Annotated in this window: 23 protein-coding genes; 9 read left to right on the top strand and 14 right to left on the bottom strand. The window is 65.0% G+C overall.

Annotation, left to right across the window (positions count from 1 at the left end; genetic code table 11):
- Window positions 1-100 precede the first annotated feature (100 nt).
- Together ABC728_RS03555 and ABC728_RS03550 are read right to left on the bottom strand one after the other, a co-directional pair.
- Window positions 101-1,096: an inorganic phosphate transporter gene (locus ABC728_RS03555; RefSeq protein ID WP_416619599.1), complete on the bottom strand. Its 996-nt coding sequence runs from the start codon at window positions 1,094-1,096 to the stop codon at window positions 101-103.
- Between the two features lie 31 nt (window positions 1,097-1,127).
- A complete protein-coding gene (locus ABC728_RS03550) occupies window positions 1,128-1,781 on the bottom strand; it encodes a DUF47 domain-containing protein (RefSeq protein WP_416619600.1) in 654 nt (217 codons plus the stop codon).
- Window positions 1,782-1,977: 196 nt separating this feature from the next.
- Between ABC728_RS03550 and ABC728_RS03545 the strand changes: the two genes are divergently transcribed.
- Window positions 1,978-2,406 carry an NUDIX hydrolase gene (locus ABC728_RS03545; protein WP_416619601.1) on the top strand — a complete coding sequence of 143 codons (429 nt, stop codon included), beginning with the start codon at window positions 1,978-1,980 and terminating at the stop codon, window positions 2,404-2,406.
- Window positions 2,407-2,668: 262 nt separating this feature from the next.
- Here ABC728_RS03545 and ABC728_RS03540 read toward each other — a convergent pair whose 3' ends face one another.
- From ABC728_RS03540 to ABC728_RS03530, 3 genes are all read right to left on the bottom strand, one after another.
- A complete protein-coding gene (locus tag ABC728_RS03540; protein ID WP_416619602.1) occupies window positions 2,669-3,700 on the bottom strand; it encodes a Rieske 2Fe-2S domain-containing protein in 1,032 nt (343 codons plus the stop codon).
- A 155-nt stretch (window positions 3,701-3,855) separates the two neighbouring features.
- Window positions 3,856-4,941, bottom strand: a complete 1,086-nt coding sequence (locus tag ABC728_RS03535) for a LacI family DNA-binding transcriptional regulator (RefSeq protein WP_416619603.1) — start codon at window positions 4,939-4,941, stop codon at window positions 3,856-3,858.
- Between the two features lie 128 nt (window positions 4,942-5,069).
- Window positions 5,070-6,425, bottom strand: coding sequence for a GH1 family beta-glucosidase (locus ABC728_RS03530; RefSeq protein ID WP_416619604.1), 1,356 nt, complete (start codon window positions 6,423-6,425; stop codon window positions 5,070-5,072).
- A gap of 289 nt (window positions 6,426-6,714) precedes the next feature.
- Here ABC728_RS03530 and ABC728_RS03525 point away from each other — a divergent pair, with 289 nt between their 5' ends.
- Genes ABC728_RS03525 through ABC728_RS03505 form a run of 5 tightly spaced genes read left to right on the top strand, consistent with a single transcriptional unit; the run spans window position 6,715 to window position 11,274 of the window.
- Window positions 6,715-7,896, top strand: a complete 1,182-nt coding sequence (locus ABC728_RS03525; protein ID WP_416619605.1) for an ABC transporter substrate-binding protein — start codon at window positions 6,715-6,717, stop codon at window positions 7,894-7,896.
- 46 nt (window positions 7,897-7,942) lie between these two features.
- Window positions 7,943-8,812 (top strand): carbohydrate ABC transporter permease, encoded by an 870-nt coding sequence (locus ABC728_RS03520; protein WP_416619606.1) that lies wholly within the window; start codon window positions 7,943-7,945, stop codon window positions 8,810-8,812.
- 2 nt (window positions 8,813-8,814) lie between these two features.
- Window positions 8,815-9,654, top strand: coding sequence for a carbohydrate ABC transporter permease (locus tag ABC728_RS03515; protein ID WP_416619607.1), 840 nt, complete (start codon window positions 8,815-8,817; stop codon window positions 9,652-9,654).
- 5 nt (window positions 9,655-9,659) lie between these two features.
- On the top strand, window positions 9,660-10,751 hold the full coding sequence (locus tag ABC728_RS03510) for an ABC transporter ATP-binding protein (protein ID WP_416619608.1): 1,092 nt from the start codon (window positions 9,660-9,662) through the stop codon (window positions 10,749-10,751).
- 7 nt (window positions 10,752-10,758) lie between these two features.
- Complete coding sequence (locus ABC728_RS03505) at window positions 10,759-11,274, top strand: gluconokinase (RefSeq protein WP_416619609.1); 516 nt, start codon at window positions 10,759-10,761, stop codon at window positions 11,272-11,274.
- 73 nt (window positions 11,275-11,347) lie between these two features.
- On the opposite strand, the gene ABC728_RS03500 is transcribed toward ABC728_RS03505, so the two are convergent.
- From ABC728_RS03500 to ABC728_RS03480, 5 genes are read right to left on the bottom strand one after another with little or no spacing between them, the layout of a single operon-like run.
- The gene (locus ABC728_RS03500) at window positions 11,348-11,866 is read right to left on the bottom strand and encodes a flavin reductase family protein (RefSeq protein WP_416619610.1); all 519 of its coding nucleotides are present in this window, start codon (window positions 11,864-11,866) and stop codon (window positions 11,348-11,350) included.
- Window positions 11,856-12,245: a carboxymuconolactone decarboxylase family protein gene (locus ABC728_RS03495; protein WP_416619611.1), complete on the bottom strand. Its 390-nt coding sequence runs from the start codon at window positions 12,243-12,245 to the stop codon at window positions 11,856-11,858. Before ABC728_RS03495 ends, ABC728_RS03500 begins: the two co-directional genes overlap by 11 nt.
- The gene (locus ABC728_RS03490; RefSeq protein ID WP_416619612.1) at window positions 12,242-13,210 is read right to left on the bottom strand and encodes an alpha/beta hydrolase; all 969 of its coding nucleotides are present in this window, start codon (window positions 13,208-13,210) and stop codon (window positions 12,242-12,244) included. The genes ABC728_RS03495 and ABC728_RS03490 overlap by 4 nt, the downstream gene beginning before the upstream one ends.
- Before the next feature lie 8 nt (window positions 13,211-13,218).
- Window positions 13,219-14,409 (bottom strand): LLM class flavin-dependent oxidoreductase, encoded by a 1,191-nt coding sequence (locus ABC728_RS03485; protein ID WP_416619613.1) that lies wholly within the window; start codon window positions 14,407-14,409, stop codon window positions 13,219-13,221.
- Between the two features lie 12 nt (window positions 14,410-14,421).
- Window positions 14,422-15,189, bottom strand: a complete 768-nt coding sequence (locus ABC728_RS03480) for an alpha/beta fold hydrolase (RefSeq protein WP_416619614.1) — start codon at window positions 15,187-15,189, stop codon at window positions 14,422-14,424.
- 177 nt (window positions 15,190-15,366) lie between these two features.
- On the opposite strand from ABC728_RS03480, the gene ABC728_RS03475 reads away from it, so the two are divergent.
- A complete protein-coding gene (locus ABC728_RS03475; protein WP_416619615.1) occupies window positions 15,367-16,245 on the top strand; it encodes a LysR family transcriptional regulator in 879 nt (292 codons plus the stop codon).
- Here the strand turns inward: ABC728_RS03475 and ABC728_RS03470 are convergent.
- The gene (locus tag ABC728_RS03470; RefSeq protein WP_416619616.1) at window positions 16,229-17,017 is read right to left on the bottom strand and encodes a helix-turn-helix transcriptional regulator; all 789 of its coding nucleotides are present in this window, start codon (window positions 17,015-17,017) and stop codon (window positions 16,229-16,231) included. The genes ABC728_RS03475 and ABC728_RS03470 overlap by 17 nt on opposite strands.
- 86 nt (window positions 17,018-17,103) lie before the next feature.
- On the opposite strand from ABC728_RS03470, the gene ABC728_RS03465 reads away from it, so the two are divergent.
- Window positions 17,104-17,631, top strand: a complete 528-nt coding sequence (locus tag ABC728_RS03465) for a VOC family protein (protein ID WP_416619617.1) — start codon at window positions 17,104-17,106, stop codon at window positions 17,629-17,631.
- A gap of 54 nt (window positions 17,632-17,685) precedes the next feature.
- Here the strand turns inward: ABC728_RS03465 and ABC728_RS03460 are convergent, their stop codons facing one another.
- Together ABC728_RS03460 and ABC728_RS03455 are read right to left on the bottom strand one after the other, a co-directional pair.
- Window positions 17,686-18,867, bottom strand: coding sequence for an alpha/beta hydrolase (locus ABC728_RS03460; protein WP_416619618.1), 1,182 nt, complete (start codon window positions 18,865-18,867; stop codon window positions 17,686-17,688).
- Window positions 18,868-18,909: 42 nt separating this feature from the next.
- Window positions 18,910-20,097 (bottom strand): FAD-dependent monooxygenase, encoded by a 1,188-nt coding sequence (locus tag ABC728_RS03455; RefSeq protein WP_416619619.1) that lies wholly within the window; start codon window positions 20,095-20,097, stop codon window positions 18,910-18,912.
- Between the two features lie 160 nt (window positions 20,098-20,257).
- On the opposite strand from ABC728_RS03455, the gene ABC728_RS03450 reads away from it, so the two are divergent.
- Window positions 20,258-21,043 (top strand): IclR family transcriptional regulator, encoded by a 786-nt coding sequence (locus ABC728_RS03450; protein WP_416619620.1) that lies wholly within the window; start codon window positions 20,258-20,260, stop codon window positions 21,041-21,043.
- Here the strand turns inward: ABC728_RS03450 and ABC728_RS03445 are convergent.
- Window positions 21,040-22,533, bottom strand: coding sequence for an aldehyde dehydrogenase family protein (locus ABC728_RS03445; RefSeq protein WP_416619621.1), 1,494 nt, complete (start codon window positions 22,531-22,533; stop codon window positions 21,040-21,042). The two genes, ABC728_RS03450 and ABC728_RS03445, sit on opposite strands and share 4 nt — an antisense overlap.
- Window positions 22,534-22,539: the final 6 nt, after the last annotated feature.

Raw genomic sequence — 22,539 nt, 5'->3', positions numbered from 1 at the left:
CGGAGGCTCCAATCACCCAGGAGAACGCGCAGGGCCCGGGTTTCATCCCGGGCCCTGCCACGAAAAATGGTCCTGGTTGCGCTTTCCGGCAAGCGGCCGGTCAGAGCAGGCGCGTCAGGGCGAAGAAGGTGGCGGAGACCAGGGCCGCCGCCGGCATGGTCAGAACCCAGGCCACCAGGATGCCCTTGGCCAGCCCCCAGCGCACCGAGGACGCACGGCGGGCCGAGCCCACACCGACAATGGCCCCCGTGATCGTGTGCGTCGTGCTGACGGGCACGCCCATGGCCGTTGCCGTGAACAGGGTGATGGCGCCCGCCGTTTCAGCGCAGCAGCCATGGACCGGCTTCAGGTCGGTCAGGCGCGACCCCATGGTCTTCACGATCTTCCAGCCGCCGAACAGGGTGCCCAGCCCCATGCAGGCTTGGCAGGAGATGACGACCCAGAAGGGCACGTGGAATTCGTTGCCCAGATAGCCCTGGCTGAACAGCAGCACGGCGATGATGCCCATGGTCTTCTGCGCGTCGTTGCCGCCATGCCCCAGCGAATAGAGCGAGGCGGAAACGATCTGCAGCCCGCGGAACACCTTGTCCACCTTGAAGGGCGAGAAGCCGCGGAAGATCCAGGAGACGATGGTCATCAGGATGATGGCCAGGATGAAGCCGATGGTCGGCGACACGAAGATGGCGACCGCCGTCTTGATCAGCCCGCTTTCCACCACGCCCGCCCCCGCCTTGGCGATGCCGGCCCCGACCAGCCCCCCTACCAGCGCGTGGGAGGAGGATGACGGAATGCCGCCCCACCAGGTGATCAGGTTCCATGTGATCGCCCCCATCAGCGCCGCGAAGATGACCGAGGCGTCGATGATGTCGGCGCTGACGATGCCCTTGCCGATGGTCGTGGCCACATGCAGGCCGAAGAACAGGAAGGCGATGAAATTGAAGAAGGCTGCCATGATCACGGCATTGCGCGGTGACAGCACGCGCGTGGATACCACCGTGGCGATGGAATTGGCGGCGTCATGCAGCCCGTTCAGAAAGTCGAACGCCAGCGCCAGGGCGATCAGCCCGATCAGCAGCGGCAGGGAGATCAGTTCCATGGGATCATTCCAGGGGATCGCGCGCGCGGGATCAGACGTTGTCGACGATGATGCTGTCGATGATGTCGGCGACATCCTCGCCCGCATCCAGCACGGCTTCCATGAGTTCCAGGATTTCCCGGATCAGCGCCTGGCGATAGGTGATGGGTGCGTCCAGTCCACCGCTTTCCTGGCGCAGGCGCGTCTTGGCGGCCCGCAGTATCTTGTCGCTGTCGCTTTCCAGTTCGGAGATTTCGCGCGTCATGCGCGTCATCTCCGTCACGTGGCGGGGGATGTTGCGCAGCTTGGGCAGGCATTCCGGCAGAATGGCGGCGCAGCGCACGATCAGGTCGGCCAGCGCATGCATTTCCGCCGTATATTCCATCGGCCCCGCTTCGGTGATATGCCGGGCAACATCCTGGATCAGGTCCACCATGTCGTCCATGCGCTTGGCCAGATCCTGGATGTCCGGCCGGTCGAACGGGACGATGAAGGAACGGTGGACCGCGGCCTGGATCTCCTTGGTGATCTTGTCGGCGTCGTTCTCGGCCTGATGGATGCGCTGGAAACGCATTTCCAGCTCATCCCCGTTGCGGATGAGATCCCGCAGCGCCTCCGCGGCGATGAGAATCTGGCGCGCATGATCGTCGAAATGGTCGAAAAACCGTTCTTCGCGGGGCATCAGGGCCCGGAACAGGCTCAGCATCTTGGGCTTCCGGATAACGCATGGCAGGGGCGGAGGAAGACCACCCGGTTGGCCCCCTCCTACCATTGAACGGCGTCAGGATGTAATGTAATTGTCACAAAACGGTCATGTTGAACCAAGATACTGGATGATTATCCGTCTGTGCCGACAACGGATAGCTACCCATCCGTCGCGTCCGGGGTATAGACTTAGTTTCATGGGCGAACGAAAAAACAGTGTGCAGTACGCGGCCCTGCCCTATCGTCTGGCCGCGACCGGCCCGCAGGTGCTGCTGGTCACCTCGCGGGAGACGCGGCGTTGGATCATCCCCAAGGGTTGGTCGAAAAAGAATGTCGCGCCGCACGACATGGCCGCCATCGAGGCGTTCGAGGAGGCTGGCGTCCGCGGCAAGGTCAAGAAGAAGCCTGTCGGGGACTATATCTATGACAAGCGGCTGGAGGACGGATCGGTCCTGGCTTGCGATGTGACGGTATTCCCGCTGGAGGTCTCGACCGAACTGGCGGATTGGCCGGAGCGGACCCAGCGGGAGCGGCGCTGGCTGTCCCCGGCGGAAGCACTTGAACTGATCAGCGAGCCGGGCCTGGTCCCGATCCTGAAACGCCTGGCGGGCCGGTGGGAGGCCTGAAGCCGTTCTGATGCCGGCCGAGCCCAGGGCCGTCTGCCATCTCAAGGCCGCCACATGGCGGGAGACGGCACCGGGCCGCGGGATCATCTCCCACCCCACCAGACCACCGGTTCCTGATCTGCCCCCCCCGCGCTGCGCTGCGGGCCGCCCATGTCCAGCGGTGCCTCCTGCAGGGGTGATCAGTCGGTCGCCGGCAGGTGACGGCGCTGTTGCCTGCCCTGCGCACCCTGACCTATTGCGCGGGAAAGCGTCTCCGGAACCGTCACTGACTGGGGGCACTGTCGGCTGCTTGTTCCTGTGCGATCAGCCGGTCCAGCTTGCGGCGGGCCAGCACCGCACCGGCGTCGATCGGCAGCAGCATGGGGCGCAGGCTGGAAAGGTCGGCGGTGCCGATGCGCCGTTGCTGGTCCTCCAGCATCGGCTTGTCCTCATGCTCGAACGCGCGCTGCAGCATCGCCCGCAGCCGCGTCGAATATTCGGCATCATCCATGCGGTCACGCCTTGTCCCGCAGACGAAGTAGTGGGTGCTTTGCGCTGTTTCCGGCGTCATGCTGTGCAGGGCCCAGACCTCGTCTTCCCGGCTGCGGCCGCGATCGGCCGGCGTCAGGGCGGTCTTGATGACCATGACGGCCGGGGCCTGCCATTCCGCCCGGGTCCAGGCATTCGCCCGCTGCGAGGCGGAAATGCGTTCGTGGAACCGGGGCGGCGGCACAACGTCCCGGTTCTCCCATTCCACGGCCAGACCGGCATCGGTCTCGGCCACGGCCGGCCGCACCCCCGTCATGACACCGCCCAGGCTGTCTGGATGCAGATAGTCGGCGTGGCTGAGGTCCAGGAGATTGTCGGTGACCAGGCGATAGCTGGCCCGGATGGCGAGGGTGAAATGGATGCGCGCCGTTTCCGGCGTCTCGTCGATGAACGACAAATCGGGGATCAGGCCCGTGTCGGCCTGTCGGGCATCACCCATCCATATCCAGATGGCGCCGTGGCGTTCCTCAACCGGGAAGCTTTGCACGCGCAGCGCCGTGGTCGCCCGCCCATGCGGATTGAGCGCGCAGCGCCCCGACCCGTCGAACGCCAGCCCGTGATAGCCGCAGACGATGCGGTCCTGTTCGATCGTGCCCGTGGAAAGGGGGGCGAAGCGGTGTGGGCACCGGTCCAGCAGCGCGCTGATGCCGGTGGATGCGCGAAAGGCCACGACCGGGATGTCGATGATCGTCCGGGCAAGCGGAACATCACCCAGCTCATGGCTGAAACCAAATTGATACCAGCGATTTAGCAGGAAGTTTTCCATGCCGCCTTCCCTCCCGATTGATGCCGTTGTTCCGGTTCCCATCCTGATGAGGGTCCGGCTTCCGGCAAGTATCGGCGGGTGGTCAATCATGCGTCAAATGACTTGAAGTCCGTCATTATTCCACCTATGAATGCTAGGCGTGTCCGGGCCTGTCATCATCCTTCTTCCATGGGTTGCTGGCTGTCGCGGGCTGCCGCCTGGGCGCGCAGTTCAATGCGGAAGCGCTGCAAATCGTCGATCCGCTGATAGGGCAGAACCGTCTGCAGGCTTTCCGCCGGCTCTCCGCCCAGCAGGGCCAGGATATGCCGTGCCAGTTCCTCGCCATCGCGGCGCTGCGGCTGGTAATAATAGGTGACACCCTGTTCGAACGGCATGCGGAAGGGCATGCCGCCGAAGCCGACGATGCGCAGCCCGTCGCGGGTCGGGTCCATCCCATGTTCCAGGGCCGCCTCCATGGCGCCGAACATGGATAGTTGGTTGGCGCACAGGATGGCGGTGACGGTGCTGTCACGCCGCAGCAGGTCACGCACGGCCGCTTGGCTGGCCCAGACCGACAGGTTGCCGCTGACCAGCAGCGATTTGTCCCAGGGCAGGCCCAGTTCCGCCAGGGCGCGCTGGTATCCGCGCAGGCGGAAACTGGCATAGGTGAGGCCACCGGTGGGGTTGAACAGGGCGATCCGCTTGTGTCCCTCCGCTGCCAGGCGGATCATGGCGTCATAGACCCCGCCTTCGTCATCATGATCGACGAAGGCATGGGGACTGTGCAGTTCGGTACGGCCGAAACTGACGAAGGGAAATTTGAATTCCAGGCAGAAACGGGCCCGCTCATCCATCGGCGTGGTGCGGGAGAAGATGATCCCATCGGCCAGACGCTGCTGAAAGACGCGGCGCACCATTTCCAGGGGCGGTTGCGTGGCCGTCTGCGCCAGGACGATCAGGTTGTAGCTGTCCGTCTCCAGCGTGCGGGACACGCCTTCCACCTGTGCCAGGAAGCCGGCATCGCCATAATCCGCCACTTCGGGCGCGAAGAAGATCGAACAGATCTTCATCGTCCGCCCCGTGCGCAGATAAACGCCACCGGCATCGGGCAGATAACCCAGGCTGGCCGCCGCCTGCTTTACCCGCGCGACCGTCTCCGGCTTCACCTCCGGCCCGTCTTTCAGCGCCCGCGATACGGTCGTAATCGACAGCCCCAGATGCTCGGCAAGGGTTTTCAGGTTGGTGCGCTGGGTGGGTTGCATGGCAGGCGGCTCGTCTGTTCACCTTTACAAGGGCCGCGAGGTTATACCAACTTGCGATGAGTAGAACTCATCGCAAGTTGGTCCAGTGGCGACCGCCACAGCACCGCTCGTGCGGCGTAGCCAAAGTATTATGGGCAATCGGCAGCCGGCGGCACCTCATTCTCATGCATGACCCGGCGCATGAAATCGAAGGACGCCTTGGGCGTGCGTTTCAGGGTTTCATAATCCACATGGACCAGACCGAAGCGCTTATTGTACCCGTGCGCCCATTCGAAATTATCCAGCAGGGACCAGGGCATGTAGCCCTGCACATTGGCGCCCGCTGTGATGGCACGGTGCATGCCGGCCAGATAATCCCGGTAGTAGGCGATGCGGTCCTGGTCGTTGATGCGGCCGTCCGGGCCGGGAATATCCAGGAAGGCCGCCCCGTTCTCCGTCACGAAGACAGGCGGATTGTCATAGTCGCGGCGAAGCCCGTCCAGGATTTCATAAAAGGCATGCCCGTCGATGCCCCAGTTCATCTCCGTCCGGCGCAGATATTTCTCCGGCTCCACGATGCGGAACGGCCAGGCGGTTCCTTCCGCAGGGGCCAGATAGGTGGGGAAATAATGGTTCACCCCCTGGAAATCCACGGGCCGGTGGATTTCCGCCATATCGCCCGCCTGGATATGGGGGGCAAAACGATCCAGTACGCTGTCGGGATAGTGGCCCCGATGGACCGGACCCAGAAACACGCCGTTCCATTTATCTTCAAACAGCCCCACCAGATGGCGGTCGCGGTCGGCGAATTGCGGCAGGGGGCGGCCCTTGTGGACAGGCAGAACGAAACCGACCGGCACGCCGGGCGCCAGGTCCCGCACCACCTGAACGGCGCGGCCATGGGCCAGGTTCAGGTGGTGGGCCACGCGCACGGCGGCACGCGGATCGGTCAGGCCGGGGGCGTGGCGGCCCTCCTCGTTGCCCACCCAGGCGCAGACGGACGGCTCGTTGAAGGTGACCCAGGCGCAGGCGCGGTCACCCACACGACGCACCATCAGGTCGGCGTAATCGGCGAACCAGCCGGCGCTGTCACGGTTGACCCAGCCGCCCTGGTCCTGAAGGGCCTGCGGCAGGTCCCAATGATATAGGCAGGGCCAGGGCTCCAACCCCCGTTCCAGCATGCCATCCACCAGCCGGTCATAGAAATCCAGGCCCTTCTGGTTGACAGCCCCCAAGCCATCCGGCAGCACGCGGCCCCACATGATGGAAAAACGGTACTGACGGGCACCAAGGTCGCGGATCAGGTCCAGATCGCCCGCCCAGCGATGATAATGGTCGCAGGCCACGGTGCCGGTATCGCCATTGGCAACCCGACCGGGTGTTGCGCAATAGGTGTCCCAGATGCTGGGTCCGCGCCCGTCATCGGGCGCCCCCCCTTCGATCTGATAGCTGGAGGTGGAGACACCCCACCGGAACCCGTCGGGGAAACGCATTGTCGCCGTCATTTACTGCCTGTCGGAAAAGGAAGTCAGCCGATGCCGCTGCACATCGCCAGGGCGCGCAGGCGGTCGGATAGATGGCTCGTGAGCATCAACAGAAAAATCGTAACGTTACGGAAATAGCATGTCTAGAAAGAATCTCCGTCAAAACGTGTTTTTACAGGTTTGACATTGAGGGCATCCTGCCCATACTCACGACAAATCGAAACGTTTTGGATTGTGCGGCGCAATGAGATCAGGGATCAAAACATGCTGCGCTGCCGCACAATTCGCGGCAATTTCCTGGCTGGCTCTGATGGGCGCCGCCGCACAGGCGCAGGAACTGGAGGTCATGCACTGGCTGACCTCTGGCGGGGAATCTGCGTCGCTGGCCGTCGTGCGCCAAGCCTATCAGGATCAGGGTGGAAGATGGCGTGATGCGCCGGTGCCCGGCGGCTCATCCGCCCGTGCTGCTGCCGTCAATCGTATCCTGGGGGGCAACCCGCCGCCGGTCTTCCTGTTCTCCGTGGGGACGCAACTGACGGAACTGTCGGCACATGGTCTTGTCATGCCGGTACCAGGGGCAGGGCCGGAATGGGACCGGGTCCTGCCCCCGCTGCTGGCGCGGTCGGCCAAATATCAGGGGCATTACATGGGTGCCCCGCTGAATATCCATGGCGAGAACTGGATGTTCTACAACGCCGCCCTGCTGCAACAGGCCAGTCTGGCCGTGCCGCGGACCTGGGCGGAGTTCCTGGATGCGGCGGCGCGGTTGAAAGCCATGGGCAAGATACCCATCGCACTCGGTGGCCAGCCCTGGCAGGAAAGGCTGCTGTTCAACGCCGTTGTGCTGGGTGTCGGCGGGCGCGATTTCTACCGTCAGGTCTATGAACAACTGGACCCGGCGGCCCTGGCAAGCCCCACCATGCTGGAAGCGTTCCGCGTGTTCGCCAGCCTGCGCCCCTTCGTGGATGAGGGCAGCCCCGGCCGGCGCTGGAACCAGGCGACGGCCATGCTGATGCGCGGTGACGCGGGGTTTCAGTTCATGGGCGACTGGGCCAAGGGGGATATCAGGGCGGCCGGGTTGGAACCGGGGGTGGAGATCGGCTGCGCCCTGGCCCCTGCCCGCGACCAGGCCTACATCATGGTGGTGGACGCCTTCGCCTTCACCCCCCCGCGTGATGCCGCCACGGCGGCGGCGCAGCAGCACTTCGTCACAGTCATGATGGACAGGGATGTGCAGGCCGGGCTGAACCAGGCCAAGGGTTCCATCCCCGTCCGCACCGATGTGCCGGAAGATGGCTTCGACGCTTGCGCGAAACAGGCCATGGCCCTGATCCGCGATCCGGCCACCAATCTGGCATCGACGGGCATGGGCCTGCCCGGTGGGGTGGCGGGGGCCCTGGATGACGCCATCTCCCATTTCTGGAACGATCCACGCCTGAGCCCGGAAGAAGGGCAGGAACTGCTGCGCAAATCGCTGCTGGCATTTCGCTGACCCCGCCAGAAACGGCCATAATGATCAAGGATAAGGGAGGACGGGGATGAAGGCATCGCATCGGGCACCCACCATCGCCCTGTTGCCGGCAGGGTTGATCACCTTCGTCTGTTTCTATCTGTTCATCGGCTGGACCTTCGCCATCTCACTGACGGGCTCGCAATTGCTGCCCAGTTGGGATTTTGTCGGCCTGCTTCAGTATGAGCGCCTGTTCGCCAGTGCGCGCTGGTGGACGGCGCTGGGCAATATGGTCCTTTACGGGGCGCTGTTCATCACGGGCTGCCTGGCCCTGGGCTATCTGCTGGCCATCCTGATCGACCGGGGCGTGCGGGCGGAGGGCCTGTATCGCACCATTTTCATGCTGCCTTTGTCCATGTCCTTCATCGTCACGGGCATCATCTGGCAATGGATGCTCAATCCCGGCCTGGGCATCCAGCAGGCCGTGCGTGGGCTGGGATGGGAGGAATTTGCCTTCAACTGGCTGGTGCGGGCCGACCGGTCCATCTACACCGTGGCGCTCGCCGGCATCTGGCAGCAATCGGGCCTGTGCATGGCCCTGTTCCTGGCGGGCCTGCGCGGGGTTGACCCCAATATCTGGAAGGCGGCGAAGGTTGACGGCATTCCCACCTGGCGGGTCTATGCCTCCATCATCACACCCATGCTGCGGCCGGTTTTCTTCACGGCGGGCATTCTTCTCTTCTCGCTGGTGGTGAAATCCTTCGATCTGGTGGTGGCGCTGACGGGCGGGGGGCCGGGCTTCTCTTCCGACCTGCCGGCCCGCTTCGTCATGGAGCATATCCTGAACCGGCAGGAACTGGGGCTGGGGGCGGCGGGTGCCTGCATGATGCTGGCCACCATTGCCGCCGTCGTCGGCCCCTATCTCTATGCCGAAATCCGGCAGAAGAAGGGGAATTGAGAATGCGGCGCCTGCCCCTTTACCTGATGCTGTCCATCGCGGCGATTGTGGTGCTGTTCCCGCTGCTGGTCATGCTTTCCACCTCGCTGAAGCCACTGGCGGAGATCAATAATGGCAGCCTGTTCGCCCTGCCGCAGGAACCGACTGTCGATGCCTGGACCAAGGCCTGGGGTGGGGCCTGCATCTCCGGTGATTGCCGGGGCCTGTCGGTCTGGTTCGGCAATTCCTTTGCCATTGTGCTGCCGGCGCTGTTCTGCTCCCTCGGGCTTGGGGCGCTGACGGGCTATGCGCTCAGCCTGCGCACGGCGCGGTGGGTGGACTACCTGTTCGCCGCCCTGCTGATCGGCCTGTTCATCCCGCCGCAGGTCACGCTCTATCCCATGATTGCACTGGTACGCGAACTGGGCCTGTTCGGGACGCGGGGCGGGCTGGTCTTTGCCCACACGGTCTGGGGTCTGGCCTTCGTCACCCTGCTGTTCCGCAACTTCTTCCTGTCGGTGCCGCGCGACCTTCTGAAGGCGGCGCGGATCGACGGGGCCGGGTTCCTGGCCACCTTCTGGTATGTGATGCTGCCTTTGTCGCTGCCGGTCTGTGCCGTCGCCCTGGTGCTGCAATTCACCTATATCTGGAACGATTTCATCCTGGGCCTGACCTTCGCGGGGCCGGGGCAGCAGCCGGTGACGGTGGCGCTGAACGTGCTGGCCGGGTCGCAGCTCGGGCCGCAGGAATATAATGTCAACATGGCGGCGACCATGATCGCCGCCCTGCCCACCATCCTGGTCTATCTCCTGTCCGGACGGCTGTTCGTGCGCGGGATCGCGGCCGGGGCCGTGAAGGGATGATGAGGATGCAACGGGTCCGCCTGCATGAAATCGCCAAGCGCTTCGGGACCACGGTGGTTCTGGAAAAGATCGACCTGGATATCGAGCCGGGGGAATTCCTTGTGCTGCTGGGCCCGTCGGGTTGCGGCAAGTCCACGCTGCTGAACATCGTGGCGGGGCTGGAGGAGCCGAGCGGCGGCACACTGCATTTCGGCGACCGCGACGTGACGGCGCTGGAACCCGACCAGCGCGACATTGCCATGGTGTTCCAGTCCTACGCGCTTTACCCGACCATGTCGGTCGCGCGGAATATCGGTTTCGGGTTGAAGATGCGCGGGCTGGACCGGGCCGGGATCGAGGCGAAGGTGGCGGATGTGGCCCGGTTGCTGCAAATCGAACATCTGCTGGACCGCAAGCCGTCGCAGCTTTCCGGCGGGCAGCAGCAGCGGGTGGCCATCGGCCGTGCCCTGGTGCGGGAACCACAGGTGTTCCTTCTGGACGAGCCGTTGAGCAACCTGGATGCAAAGCTGCGCGCCGACATGCGCGTGGAATTGAAACGCCTGCATGAGCGCTCCCGGCGCACCACCCTCTATGTGACCCATGATCAGGTGGAGGCGATGACGCTGGCCAGCCGCATCGTGGTGATGAACAAGGGCCGTGTGCAGCAATGCGACCGGCCGGAACTGGTCTATGCGAAGCCGGCAAACCGCTTCGTGGCCGGCTTCGTCGGTGCGCCGACGATGAATTTCCTGGAAGGGGAGCTGGCGGCGGCGGGTGACTTGCCGGGATTGCGGCTGGGGGAGGCCATCCTGCCCTTGCCGAGGCTGCCGGCGGCCACCGCACGGCACATGGGACGCCCGCTGGTGCTGGGCCTGCGGCCGGAACATCTGGCTCTGGCCCCGGCTCCGACGGATAGGGCCGGCACCTGCCGGGGTCAGGTACTCATGACCGAGCCGACCGGGCCCGACACCTATGTGTTGATCCGGCTGGCCGGCCGGGAGGTCACGGCCCGCATGCCGCCCGGTGTGGCCCTGTCGCCCGGACAGATGGTGGACCTGCGCCTGGACGGTGCGGCCGCCAGCCTGTTCGACAGCGGCGACGGCCAACGCCTGGATTGAGGGTCGGATGATGGTGACACCAAAGCCCCTGGTGCTGGTGATGGGCGTGTGCGGTTGTGGCAAGTCCACCTTGGGGGCGGCATTGGCCGAGGCCTTGGGCACGGGCTTTCTGGAAGGGGACAGGCTGCATCCCCCGGAAAATGTCGCCCGCATGCAGGCCGGCATTCCCCTGACGGATGGGGACCGGCAGGGCTGGCTGACGGCGATCGCCGCGGAAATCCGGGCCGCGGCAAGGGCCGGGACCGGGTTGGTCGTGGCCTGTTCGGCCCTGAAACGGCGTTATCGCGAGATGCTACGCGCCGGTGGGCTGCCGCTTGCCGTCATCCATCTCCATGGTCCGCGCGAAATCCTGGCCGACCGGATGGCCGCGCGACCCGGCCATTTCATGCCGGTATCCCTGCTGGACAGCCAGCTTGAAACCCTGGAGTTACCGACAGCGGAGGCAGGCGCCGTGACGCTGGACCTGCGGGAGCCGATGCCGGTATTGCTGGGCAGCGCCCTGGCCTTCATCCGGGCAGAATGATACTCATCCGCCTTGATACTGATCGATGGCCACTATCAAGGCGGCCGCATTCCGCCGGCCCTCATATCGGGGTTCAGCCGGACACCGCCGCGAAGCCGCCATAGCGGCCATCCATATAGACCAGCGGGTCGATCGGGCTCAAGTCCAGCACCGCCTGCACCTCCCCGATGAACACCCCGTGGGTGCCGAACCGGGTGTTCGCCACATTGCGGCAGAAGAAGCTGGCCTGCGCATCGGCCAGATAGGCATGGCCCAGGGGGGAGCATCGCCAGTCGCCGATGGCGAAGCGCGCCTCTCCCTTCTCCCGGCCGGCACAAAGGCTGGATATTTCCAGTTGCCGCGCCGTCAGGATGTTGATGCAGAAATCCGCCCCCTCTGACAGCGGTGCGAACAGGCTGGCCGACCGGTTCACGCAGATCAGCATGGAGGGCGGGTCCATGCTAAGTTCGCTGACCGCTGTGGCCGTCATGGCGAAGCGCTGGCCCTCGTGGTGGCAGGTGATGACCACGACGGCCTTGGCAAGACTGCGCAACCCCTTGCGCAGGGCTGCGGCGATATCGGCCTTGTCGGTGGCGACGGCGTCAGTAGGCATCGATTTCCCTCAGCGCCGCTCCAGCCTCCCGCCAACTATCCGCACCGGCCGGCAGGCCGGCATACAGCGTGGCATGCAGCAGGATTTCACGGATCTCCTCCTTGCTGACCCCATTGGCGATGGCCCCCTTCACATGGTTGCGAAGCTGGGCGGGACGGCTCTGTCCCACCAGGATGGCGATGGTCAGCATGGAACGGATTTTCAGCGACAGGCTGGGCCGGTCCCACACCTCGCCAAAGCAGATGCGCGTGACGGCATCCTGCAGGGGCATGGTGAAATCATCGGCATCCAGCAGGCTTTTCATGCCCTCGGCCCCGAAAATCTGCTCCCGCAGGGCCCGGCCACGCGCGGCGGCATCGGTGTCATGTGACGAACTCATTTTGTTTGCTCCTGTTCGTGGGGCCACAGAAAGGGCCTTGCGGTCCCGGCCATCGTTTCCATTTCATATGCGGCGGCGGGGGACAGGCCGATGGCGCGCATGAAGCCATGGATCATGCCTGGTGCGGTGCGGACCTGTACCGGCACACCGGCATCGTGCAGCCGTGCCGCATAATCCTCCCCCTCCCCCCGCAACGGATCATGCTCGGCCCCGATCAGCAGGGCCGGGGGAAGGCCGGAAAGGTCCGGCACGGACAGGGGTGGCATCAAAAAGGGCTCCGCCGCCTGCGACTGCCGGTAAATCCGCACGAAATCCTCCACCCGTGGCACCGTCAGCAGCGGGTCGCGGCCCTGATGGTATGACGGTCGATCGGGTATCAGCGCATAGGCGCCATACATCAGCATCTGACAGACGGGCCGGACATCCAGGCCCGCATCGCGCGCCATGATGGCGGTCATGGTCGCGAACAGGGCGCCGACACTGTCGCCGGCCACGGCGATGCGGCGCGGATCGACACCCAGCAGACCGGCATGGCTCACAAGCCACTGGAAGGCCGTCAGGCAATCTTCCTGTGCCGCGTGATAGCTGCTCTCCGGCAGGCGGCGATATTGCACGCTGACCACCACCGCCCCGGTCGCCTCGGCCAGCCCCTGGGCCACGATGTCGAAGCTTTCGACACTGCCGAAGACGAAGCCGCCGCCATGGAAATAGCATATGCCCGGCCGTTCGATATCGCGCCCCGGATGGAACAGGGTGATACCGATCTCCCGTCCCGGCGCCACGATGAAACTGGCATGGCGCCGCAGGCCGGGAGCGGGGGGCCGGGCAAAGGCACCGGCATTCAGATCGGAGAGGAGCCGGGCGGCCGACAGGGTTCCGCCGCCCGGTGACTGCGCCGCACGGAAGGCCCCCAGATAGGCCTCCATCCCCTCCGCCAGGGTCGCAGGCGCCGCTGTCGCGGACACGGGCGGGCTCAGGCGAACGCCTCATACCTTATGTCCGGGGCATCCACGGACAGTTCGGCCAGACGCGGGGCGACCTCCTGTGCGAACAAGGTCAGGTTCTCCACCGTCTCTGTATGGCCCAGCGTGCCGGCCTGCCCCATCATCAGCAGATTGCCGAACCCGCCGACATCGGCATAGAAGCGGCTGATCTGTCCGAACACGTCATCCGGCGTGCCGACGAACATCAGGCCGGCATCGATATATTGCTCGATGGTCGGGTCGGACGGCAGCGGGCTGCCATCGCGCAGGCGGGGGCGGATGGCATTTGGCCCGGCCTTCAGCAGGCGGACATTATCCTTGACCGACGTGAAGCCGGCCGGGTTGCGGAATTGCGGGTCCAGCCGTGCCGCCGTCGTGAAATAGGCCTTCATCTGTTCCGCCCGCTCGAACGCCGTCCGCCGGTCATGGGCGACCGAAACCAGGCCCAGATAGCCCAGCCGATCCTCCGACGCGGGCGCTCCGTGCGCTTCCTGATAGGCCTTGCGATAGGCGGCAAAGACCGACCGTGCAACGGCACCCGACAGGAAGGTGGCGCAGACATAGCCCAGCTTCGCCTGCTGTGCGGCGCTGGACCCGCTGGATGCCGTCATCCAGATGGGGGGCGTGGGCTGCTGGATGGGACGCGGCCACAGGCTGACGGCGCGATAATTGAAGAATTCCCCGTCCCAGGAGAAATTGTCCCCCTGGTTGGTCAGCGCCTCCCGGATCAGGTCATGGGCTTCCCAGAACCGGTCCATGAAGCGGACGGGCTGGCGGTTGGACATGAACACCTCATACGCCGCCCCCTTGACCAGCCCGACCTCCAGCCGGCCGTTGGAGATCACGTCGGCCATGGCGATTTCTTCCGCCACGCGCACCGGGTTGGCGCGATTGCCGATGGGAATACCCAGCGCCAGCAGCCGCGCGTTGCGCGTCTGGCGCGCCAGGATGGCCAGCGTCGTCATGCAGGATGTCGACATGCAAGTCGCCGCCGCATGATGCTCGTTGATCATGATGTTGTATCCCAGCTCGTCGGCCAGGACATATTCATCCAGATAGCGGTTGATCAGCCGCCCCGCCTCCACCGGGTCGCAATGATGCTGCGGCAGGGTGATGCGCATCGGTCCCGGCACCTCGAAGGCGGGGTGATAGGCCTGTTCGCTGAATTGCCAGACTTTCATGAAGGGTACTCCTCAAGCCGCGACGGCGGCGCCGCCGCGGGCGAAATCGCCGATGCGCCGTGCCGCCATATCGGGGCGGTCGACATAGATGCGATGACCGCATTCCGGGATGGTTTCGAACGTGGAGCCGGGGATCAGCGCGGCATAGTCGCGCCCGTAATCCAGGGATGCGATGGCGTCATCCTCTCCCCACAGGACCAGCGTCGGGACGGTGACGCGGTGAAGACGGTGGCGGAGCTTGGGGTTGCACATATAAGGCGACCAGCCGAACAGCATGGTGGCCTCCGCATTGCGCACGCGCCGTTCCAGGACCTCCTCCGGCATGGCGGCCAGGTCCAGCCGGGGGGCGGGCGTCAATTGCGACTGGCGCTCCAACGTGCCGCCATCCTGCACGAAAATGTCCAGCACGCGGCGCGTCGTGCGGTCCGCCGTTTCGATCCCGAACGGGGCGCCCAGCACCGACAGGGCCACGCGCCCATTATTCTTCACCAGCATTTCCGCCGCGATCCAGCCGCCGAAGGAAAAGCCGGCCAGCACCACATCGTGCAAATCCAACTGGTCCAGCAGGTCCAGATAGAAATAACCCAGATCATCGACGGTGGAGTAGGACCGTGGCAGGTCCGACCCGCCGAAGCCCGGATGCGACGGGGCATAGACCGTGTGCGTGGCCGACAGAAGATCGATCAGGGGAAACAGCGCCTCCACCCCGTCCATGCCATGCAGCAGCAGCAGGGGCCGACCTTCGCCCTTGACCAGCATTTCCAGGCGAACGCCGCCCACCTGTAAAAACCGCGTTCCGGAAGGAGAGAGGGCGTTCGCCGCTTCGCTATTCATCCGCCATGACCTTTCTTGAACGCTTCACGCTTGATTGACGATGGCTGATTCTTGGCCGGGCGAAGGCTTTGCCGTCCAATTCTTTGTCTTGCAGAACTGATGCCGGCGCGGTATCAATTAGACATGGAACTTCGACATCTCCGGTATTTTCAAGCAGTTGCACGCGAGGAGCACTTCGGTCGCGCCGCGCAGGCGATCCGCATCGCCCAGCCGGCGCTGACCCGTCAGGTCCGCGACCTGGAGGAAGAACTGGGCGTGCAACTGTTCGAACGGCTGCCGCGCGGCGTGCGCCTGTCACCGGCGGGGCGGGCCTTCCTGGAAGATACCGACGCCATTCTGGAAAAGCTGCAGCGCTCCGTCGCGCGCGCAAAAAGCTATGCCACCGGTCATGTCGGGTCGGTGCAGATCGGGTTCAGCGAGCTGGCGTCCCGCCATCCCGACATCCCGTCCAAGCTGCTGCGGTTCCGCCTGGATGAACCCATGGTGGAACTGAACCTTCTGCCGATGAGTTCGTTGAACCAGATCGACGGCCTGCGCAACGGCACCGTGGATGTGGCCATTGTCTATGACATTCATCTGCCGGACGAAAACCACGGGCAGTTGGAAACCTGCGAGCTGGGCAATAGCGAGATCGTGCTGGCCATCCATGAGGATCATCCGCTGGCCCAACGCCCCATCCGGATGCAGGATCTGGCGGAGGAACGTTTCATCTTCCCTGCCCGCAAGCCGCAACCGCGTTATTTCGACCGGCTGATGCAGGCCTGCATGGACAATGGCTTTTCACCCAACATCGTGCAGGAAACGGCCACCGACAGCATCCTGTTGAGCCTGGTGGCCGTCGGCCTGGGCATCGGCTTCACCCAGCAGACGCGGCAGGTGCCGCGTCAGGGTGTGTTGCTGCGGGAGGTGGAGGATCTGGAGCTGTCCTTCCGCCTGCATCTGGCCTGGCGCCGCTCCGACCCCTCGCCCGCCGTGCTGCGTTTCATCAACGCGATGCGGTAGGGGGACGCAACCGCCCATACGTCGTCGCCAGGTCCTGCTTGTCCATCACGCCCAGCTTGCAATAGGCGCGGCGGCGATAGGTGATGATGCTGGACAGGGTCAGGCCGGTGGCGGCACCGATTTCCGCCTGGGTCCGGCCCAGGATCATATTGGCGGCAACTTCCGCCTCACGCAGGCTCAACCCCACGCCGGCGGCTAGAAGCACGTCTGCCACCGTTTCCGGCGTATCATCACAGGGCCGGTTGGCCGACAGATCGACATGGCGGCACAGTGCTGCCATCAGGATGGGGGCTGCACCCTCCAGCCGTTCGATGTCCGCCGGCTGGAACTCGCCATCAACGGAGCTGCGGTAGCCGCTGGCCACCAGCGCACGCGGCCCCGCCGACAGGATGCTCAGCCGTTCGGCGATGTCCCCACGCTCGTAGCAGGTGCGGCGGTAATCGGGATCGGCGATGTCGCGCGCGCGCGTGCGCACCACCATGACACCACCCCTGGCACGGCCCGGCACCGCACGGCGGACGGCCTGATCGGTGCGCCAGAAACGGCCGCAATAAGCCTGTGAGGCCGAGCGGGCGAAATCCGGCACGGCCCGGCAATCCCCCTCCGCGAACAGGGCGCGGGGGGCCCCCGGTCCGGTCGGGGCAAAGGCGGAGAACAGCCGCGCACCGCACAGGTCACGCAGGCTCAGCAGGAACCGGGCCGGGAAGTCCGGGGTGCCGACCGCGGCCACCAGCCCGGCCAGCATCGTCATGTCATCACGCCTGTCCATCATCCTGTCCCCCTGCCGGGGGGACGAAGGCCCGCCGCACCCGGCCTATGCTGGCCCCAACCATTCAACGACATCCGGGAGACGATGCCATGTCCACGCCGCCGAAGATCAAGGGCCTTTACCATTTCGCCTATCCCTGCCGCGATGCGGAGGAAACCCGCCATTTCTACGAGGATGTGCTGGGCCTGCCGCTGGTCAATTGCATGACCGCCGATCGCGTGCCCAGCACGGGAGAGGAAAAGCCCTATGCCCATATGTTCTTCGCCATGACCGATGGCTCCTACATCGCCTTTTTCGACCTCGGCGAAAACGAGATGCCTGCCCCCTCCCCCAACACTCCCGGCTGGGTGCAGCATTTCGCGATGGAAACCGGGTCCGTGGCCGATGTCCTGGCCATGCGCGAACGGCTGGTCGCGCATGGGGTGGAGGTGCTGGGACTGGTCGATCACGAATTCGTGAAATCCATCTATTTCTTCGATCCCAACGGCCTGCGTCTTGAGGTGACGGCCCGCACGGAATCCCCCACCTACCTTGCCGATGCCGCCCGCACGGCCCGCGCCGACCTGGACCGATGGACGGCGGCCAAGGCCGCACGGCTGAAGGCGCGGGCGGGGTGAACCGGAACGATGCCCCCCTTCCCTCGGCCTGTCCGGGGAAAGGGGGCTTTGCCATCACCCTTCCAGGAACCCCTTGCGCCGGCTCCAGTCCGTGATCAGGCCGATGCAGGTGGCCAGATGCTCAGGCTGGCCGATATAATAATGCGTGGCCCCGATGATGCGGTGATATTCCTTGTCCGGTGTGGCCAATGCCGCGTTGATGGCCGGATTGTGCGAGGCCGGGACGGCATCATCGGCCGTGTTCTCGATCTGCAGCACCGGTGTCCGGTGGATGCGGGCGGCGTTCATCGGCCCCTTGGCGTTGGACAGATCATAGCTCCACTGGCTGAGCCAGGATCGCAGGGTGCAGAAGCGCGCCAGCCCCACCGGCCCGACATTGACGGTACGCGGATCGCCCATATAGGTCCAGTTCGGCCGCCGTTCATTGGGATCGACCGTGGGGTCGATCCAGCGCACGTCGCACATGGTGCGATGGACGATGAAGGCGCGTTCCTGCTCAGCCCCGCCGCGCCGGCGCAGCCGTTCCAGCTGTTCCTGGCACCATTGGGTGATACGGCGGTTGCGGGCAACCTGGCCGGCACGGAACCGGCTGATGAAATCGGGGTCGAAGGCCGGCTTGTTGGGGCAATCGTCGGCATAAATGTCGAAAGCAACGTCACGCCGGTCGGGATCAGCCTCGTCCAGCACCGATGGGTCCAGCCATTCGGTCAGGGTTTCCGCGCGGGACAGATGGGCGGCGATGAAGATGACGCCATCGGCCATTTGTAGCCCGGCCTGGGTCAGGTCCAGCGCGTCACCGGCCGGTGTGTGGGTGATGGATGGTTTCTCCGCCTGCGCCTGATAGAACAGCGACAGCGATCCGCCCCCGGACCAGCCGACCAGCACCACCCGCTCATAGCCCAGCACCTCACGGGCATGGGCGATCCAGCGGCCAAGGTCGATGGCCACCTTCTCCATGATCAGGGCGCTGTCGTTGCGGGGGTAACGGCTGGCGGCACACAGCACATCCAGCCCCTGATCCGCCAGCGCCATCGGCATGGGCAGCAATTGCAGCGTCGATGTCGGGTGCATGAAAAGATAGACCGTGCGGGCGCGGGCAGCCGGCCGGCACAGAAGCTGGCCTTCCAGGTTGACCTTCCCTGAATTGCCGGCAAAGCCATAGGTTTCGCTGAACCCCCTGATGTCGGGGAAGCTGACCACCTGCGGCTGCCGGACCCAGGCTGTTGGTTGCGACATGTTCGTTTCTCTCTTCGGATTGTTCTTCTGCTGACGGTGCGCTTACAACGGCACGGTCGTCACATCATGCCGGAATAGCCATTCGTAGCGTTCGGCCACCCGTTCAGGGTCCCATTCCCGGTCCACATAGGCTTGTGCCCCCGCGGCCTCGGCCAGGGCCGGATTGTGGAAGCGGCCGGCATTGGCCGAGGCCGCCTGGACCACCCGCGTCGTGCGGGGGATGCGCGCAGCCTGATAGGCCTGGAATGCCCGCGCATGGTCGCCGGCATAGGTTTCCAGTGCCCGGCCCAGGACAAAGGCATCCTCGACGGCCATGCCCGCCCCCGCCGCCATGAAGGGCAGCATTGGATGGGCGGCGTCGCCCAGCAGCGTGACGCGGCCCTTCGTCCAATTGTCCAGCGGCTGACGCGACAGCAACGCCCAGCGGAAGGGCTGCGGGATGGCCCGGATATAGGTGTGAACATCGGCATGCCAGCCGGCATAGTCGGCCAGACAGGCCTCCACCGTGGACGGGCTGGACCAGGATTCCGTCTTCCAGTCCTGGTTTTCCACGACGCTGGAGAAATTCATCAATTCTCCGCGCCGGATGGGATAATTGACGATGTGGCCGCCCGGCCCGATCCAGTTGATGCCGACATCGCGCACCAGATGGGCTGGCAGCCGGTCCATGGGGATGACCCCGCGCCACGCCACGATGCCCGTGAAGCTGGCCGCCAGTTCACCGAACAGCTTCTGGCGAATGACGGAATGCACGCCATCGGCACCGATCACCAGATCGACCCGCTCCGCCGGCTGGTCCGCGAAGTGCAGCGTCGCACCGGCCGGCTCCTGTTCCACATCGACGCAGCGCGACGCCAGCCGGATCGCGTCCGGCCGGACGGCACGTACCGCCTCGGCCAGCACATTATGCAGGTCGTTGCGATGGATGGTGATGTAGGGCGCGCCATAGCGCTCCACCGATTGCGGCCCCAGATCGAAAAGCTTCCAGGTCTGGCCCGTACTCCATAGCCGGATTTCCTTGCCGACCGGGCAGTAGGATTGCGCCAGGATGGCATCCAGGATGCCCAGTGCGGCAAAAACCCGCGTGCCGTTGGCGCTGATCTGCAACCCGGCCCCGACCTCCCGCAATTCGTCGGCCTGTTCATGGACCGTGACGTCGAACCCGCGTCGCAGCAGCGCCAGGGCCGCCGTCAGTCCGCCGATCCCCGCCCCGACAATGGCTATCCGCATTGGGGCTATCCGCATTGGACACCTCGTTTGAGTTTTAACGTTCGATAATAACGAACATTATTCGTCAATATCACAAGAGTCGATCCCCGGCCAGAACCATTGCGCTGTCGACGCAAACCCGAAGCTCTGCTACCCATGGCGGGGAACCAGCGAGAAAACGATGACGAATCCGTCCGACGATTCCCTCAACCAGAAGCGGCGCGTGCAATCCATCGAGGTGGGGTTCCGGGTGATCCGGGTCTTGCAGCGCGCGACCGAGCCGATGGCCCTGCGCGACATCGCCAAGGCCGCCGAGATGCCGGCCAGCAAGGCCCATCTCTATCTGGCTTCCTTCATGCGGGAAGGGCTGGTGGCGCAGCACCCGCAGACGGCACGCTATGCCCTTGGCCCTTACGCCACCGAACTGGGCCTGTCGGCCATCCGGCAATTGTCCGTGGTGGAAGCGGCCAATATGGAGATGGCGGAACTGACGGCGCGCACGGGCTGCGCCACCTATCTGTCCGTCTTCACCGAATATGGTCCGGCCATCGTTTCCAAGGTGGATGGCAACCGCCAGGGAGCCTTCACGGTACGGCTGGGCCATGTTCTGCCGATGGCCAGTTCGGCGACGGGCATCATCTTCCTGGCCTTCCTGCCACAGGCGCTGACCTACCTTTCATCGGAAGGCCAGCCAGACCTGATGCCGGCGCCCGACCTGCTGGCGGCGGTCCGGCGCAATGGCTATGCCACCACCAGCGGCCTGATCAACGCCAATTTTGCCGCCATCTCCGCCCCGATCTTCGATTACAGCGACGGTCTGGCGGCGGCTTTGACGCTGCTGGGCCCTGACAAGTACCTGACCGGTGACCGAACGCGGTCCAGCATTGACCATGTCCTGGATGCCGCCGGCCGGGTCAGCGTGAAGATGGGCGGCCGCGCCGCCGGGACGCGGCCGGCAACGGCCTAGATGGCGATGGCGACCGACTTCACCTCCGTATAGGCCTCGATCCCTTCCCGGCCGTTCTCCCGGCCCCAGCCGGATTGCTTGAACCCGCCGAAAGGCAGGGCGGGGTCCAGGCCGCCGCCATTCACCCGCACCGTTCCGGCCTTCAGCTTGCGGGCCAAACGGTGCGCGGCGCTGAGATTCTGTGTCCAGACCACGGCACCCAGACCATACTCGGTATCATTGGCCTGTGCCGCGATGGCGTTCAGGTCGCCGTCGCTGAAGGACATGGCACACAGGACGGGGCCAAAAATCTCCTCCCGCACCACCGACATCTGCGGCGTCGTGCCGGTCAGCACCGTGGGTGGCACGAAATAGCCGGGGCCGTCCGCGGCCGTGCCCTGCCCGCTGATCCGCGCGCCGTCCCTCAACCCCGCCTCGATATAGGACAGCACCCGCGCCTTCTGTTCGGCCGAGACGACGGGCCCCATCTGCGTCGTGGGGTCCAGACCCGGCCCCACGCGCAGCCTGGACGCGAAGTCACACACGCCTTCCACCAGGGCATCGAACACGCTCTCATGCGCGAACAGGCGGGACCCGGCGTTGCAGATCTGGCCGGCATTGGTGAAGATCGACCGGGCAGCCCCCTCGATGGCGCGGCTGATATCGGCGTCGGGCATGACGATTACCGGCGTCTTGCCGCCCAGTTCCAGCGTCACCCGCTTCATGGTGCCCGTCGCGGCCTTGATGATCAGGCGGCCAACCTCGGTGGAGCCGGTGAAGGTCACCTTGTCCACGCCGGGATGGGCCACCAGGGCCGCCCCCGCCATCTCCCCCACCCCGGTCACCAGATTGAACACGCCCTTGGGGAAGCCCACCTCCTCCACCAGATGCGCCAGCTTGATCGCCGTCAGCGGCGTCTGTTCGGCGGGCTTCAGGACCAGGGTGCAGCCGGCCGCCAGTGCCGGGGCCATCTTGGCCACCGCCATGGCCAATGGCGCGTTCCAGGGCACGATGGCCGCCACAACGCCCACCGGTTCCCGCACCGTATAGGCGTGCCAGGTGCCGGGACCGGACAGGTTCACCGTTTCCCCGCCCAGCTTTGTCGTCCAGCCGGCATTGTAGCGCAGGGTTTCCACCGCATGCGGGACGTCGAACAGCCGGGCATCGCGCAAGGGCTTGCCATTGTTCAGTGTTTCCAGCAGGGCGAATTCCTCCACCCTGGCCTCGATCGCGTCGGCCAGCCGCCAGAGAAGGCGGGCGCGTTCCGATGGCTTCATCTCCCCCCATGGCCCATCCAGGGCGGCGCGCGCCGCCCGCACGGCAAGATCGACATCCGCTTCCCCGCCCAAGGCCACCTGGCCCAATGCAGACCCGTCGCCGGGATTGAACGTGTCGAAGCCGGCACCGGTGCGCGGCTCCCGCCATGTGCCGTCGATGAACAGGCCATGTTCTCGCCCGGCGAAGCGTCGCGCTTCTTCCAGGGCGATCTGGTCCTTTGCGATATCCGGCATTTCTCA

This window comes from Niveispirillum fermenti, assembly GCF_052474395.1.
The sequence above is the reverse complement of the archived record's forward strand: the minus strand, read 5'-3'. Positions and strand labels throughout refer to the sequence as shown.

What these genes read in the sequence shown, in the direction of transcription:
- ABC728_RS03555 (WP_416619599.1), bottom strand. Translation starts at nt 1,096, where the DNA reads ATGGAACTGATCTCCCTGCCGCTGCTGATCGGGCTGATCGCCCTGGCG.
- ABC728_RS03550 (WP_416619600.1), bottom strand. Translation starts at nt 1,781, where the DNA reads ATGCTGAGCCTGTTCCGGGCCCTGATGCCCCGCGAAGAACGGTTTTTC.
- ABC728_RS03545 (WP_416619601.1), top strand. Translation starts at nt 1,978, where the DNA reads ATGGGCGAACGAAAAAACAGTGTGCAGTACGCGGCCCTGCCCTATCGT.
- ABC728_RS03540 (WP_416619602.1), bottom strand. Translation starts at nt 3,700, where the DNA reads ATGGAAAACTTCCTGCTAAATCGCTGGTATCAATTTGGTTTCAGCCAT.
- ABC728_RS03535 (WP_416619603.1), bottom strand. Translation starts at nt 4,941, where the DNA reads ATGCAACCCACCCAGCGCACCAACCTGAAAACCCTTGCCGAGCATCTG.
- ABC728_RS03530 (WP_416619604.1), bottom strand. Translation starts at nt 6,425, where the DNA reads ATGACGGCGACAATGCGTTTCCCCGACGGGTTCCGGTGGGGTGTCTCC.
- ABC728_RS03525 (WP_416619605.1), top strand. Translation starts at nt 6,715, where the DNA reads ATGGGCGCCGCCGCACAGGCGCAGGAACTGGAGGTCATGCACTGGCTG.
- ABC728_RS03520 (WP_416619606.1), top strand. Translation starts at nt 7,943, where the DNA reads ATGAAGGCATCGCATCGGGCACCCACCATCGCCCTGTTGCCGGCAGGG.
- ABC728_RS03515 (WP_416619607.1), top strand. Translation starts at nt 8,815, where the DNA reads ATGCGGCGCCTGCCCCTTTACCTGATGCTGTCCATCGCGGCGATTGTG.
- ABC728_RS03510 (WP_416619608.1), top strand. Translation starts at nt 9,660, where the DNA reads ATGCAACGGGTCCGCCTGCATGAAATCGCCAAGCGCTTCGGGACCACG.
- ABC728_RS03505 (WP_416619609.1), top strand. Translation starts at nt 10,759, where the DNA reads ATGATGGTGACACCAAAGCCCCTGGTGCTGGTGATGGGCGTGTGCGGT.
- ABC728_RS03500 (WP_416619610.1), bottom strand. Translation starts at nt 11,866, where the DNA reads ATGCCTACTGACGCCGTCGCCACCGACAAGGCCGATATCGCCGCAGCC.
- ABC728_RS03495 (WP_416619611.1), bottom strand. Translation starts at nt 12,245, where the DNA reads ATGAGTTCGTCACATGACACCGATGCCGCCGCGCGTGGCCGGGCCCTG.
- ABC728_RS03485 (WP_416619613.1), bottom strand. Translation starts at nt 14,409, where the DNA reads ATGAAAGTCTGGCAATTCAGCGAACAGGCCTATCACCCCGCCTTCGAG.
- ABC728_RS03475 (WP_416619615.1), top strand. Translation starts at nt 15,367, where the DNA reads ATGGAACTTCGACATCTCCGGTATTTTCAAGCAGTTGCACGCGAGGAG.
- ABC728_RS03470 (WP_416619616.1), bottom strand. Translation starts at nt 17,017, where the DNA reads ATGATGGACAGGCGTGATGACATGACGATGCTGGCCGGGCTGGTGGCC.
- ABC728_RS03465 (WP_416619617.1), top strand. Translation starts at nt 17,104, where the DNA reads ATGTCCACGCCGCCGAAGATCAAGGGCCTTTACCATTTCGCCTATCCC.
- ABC728_RS03460 (WP_416619618.1), bottom strand. Translation starts at nt 18,867, where the DNA reads ATGTCGCAACCAACAGCCTGGGTCCGGCAGCCGCAGGTGGTCAGCTTC.
- ABC728_RS03455 (WP_416619619.1), bottom strand. Translation starts at nt 20,097, where the DNA reads ATGCGGATAGCCATTGTCGGGGCGGGGATCGGCGGACTGACGGCGGCC.
- ABC728_RS03450 (WP_416619620.1), top strand. Translation starts at nt 20,258, where the DNA reads ATGACGAATCCGTCCGACGATTCCCTCAACCAGAAGCGGCGCGTGCAA.
- ABC728_RS03445 (WP_416619621.1), bottom strand. Translation starts at nt 22,533, where the DNA reads ATGCCGGATATCGCAAAGGACCAGATCGCCCTGGAAGAAGCGCGACGC.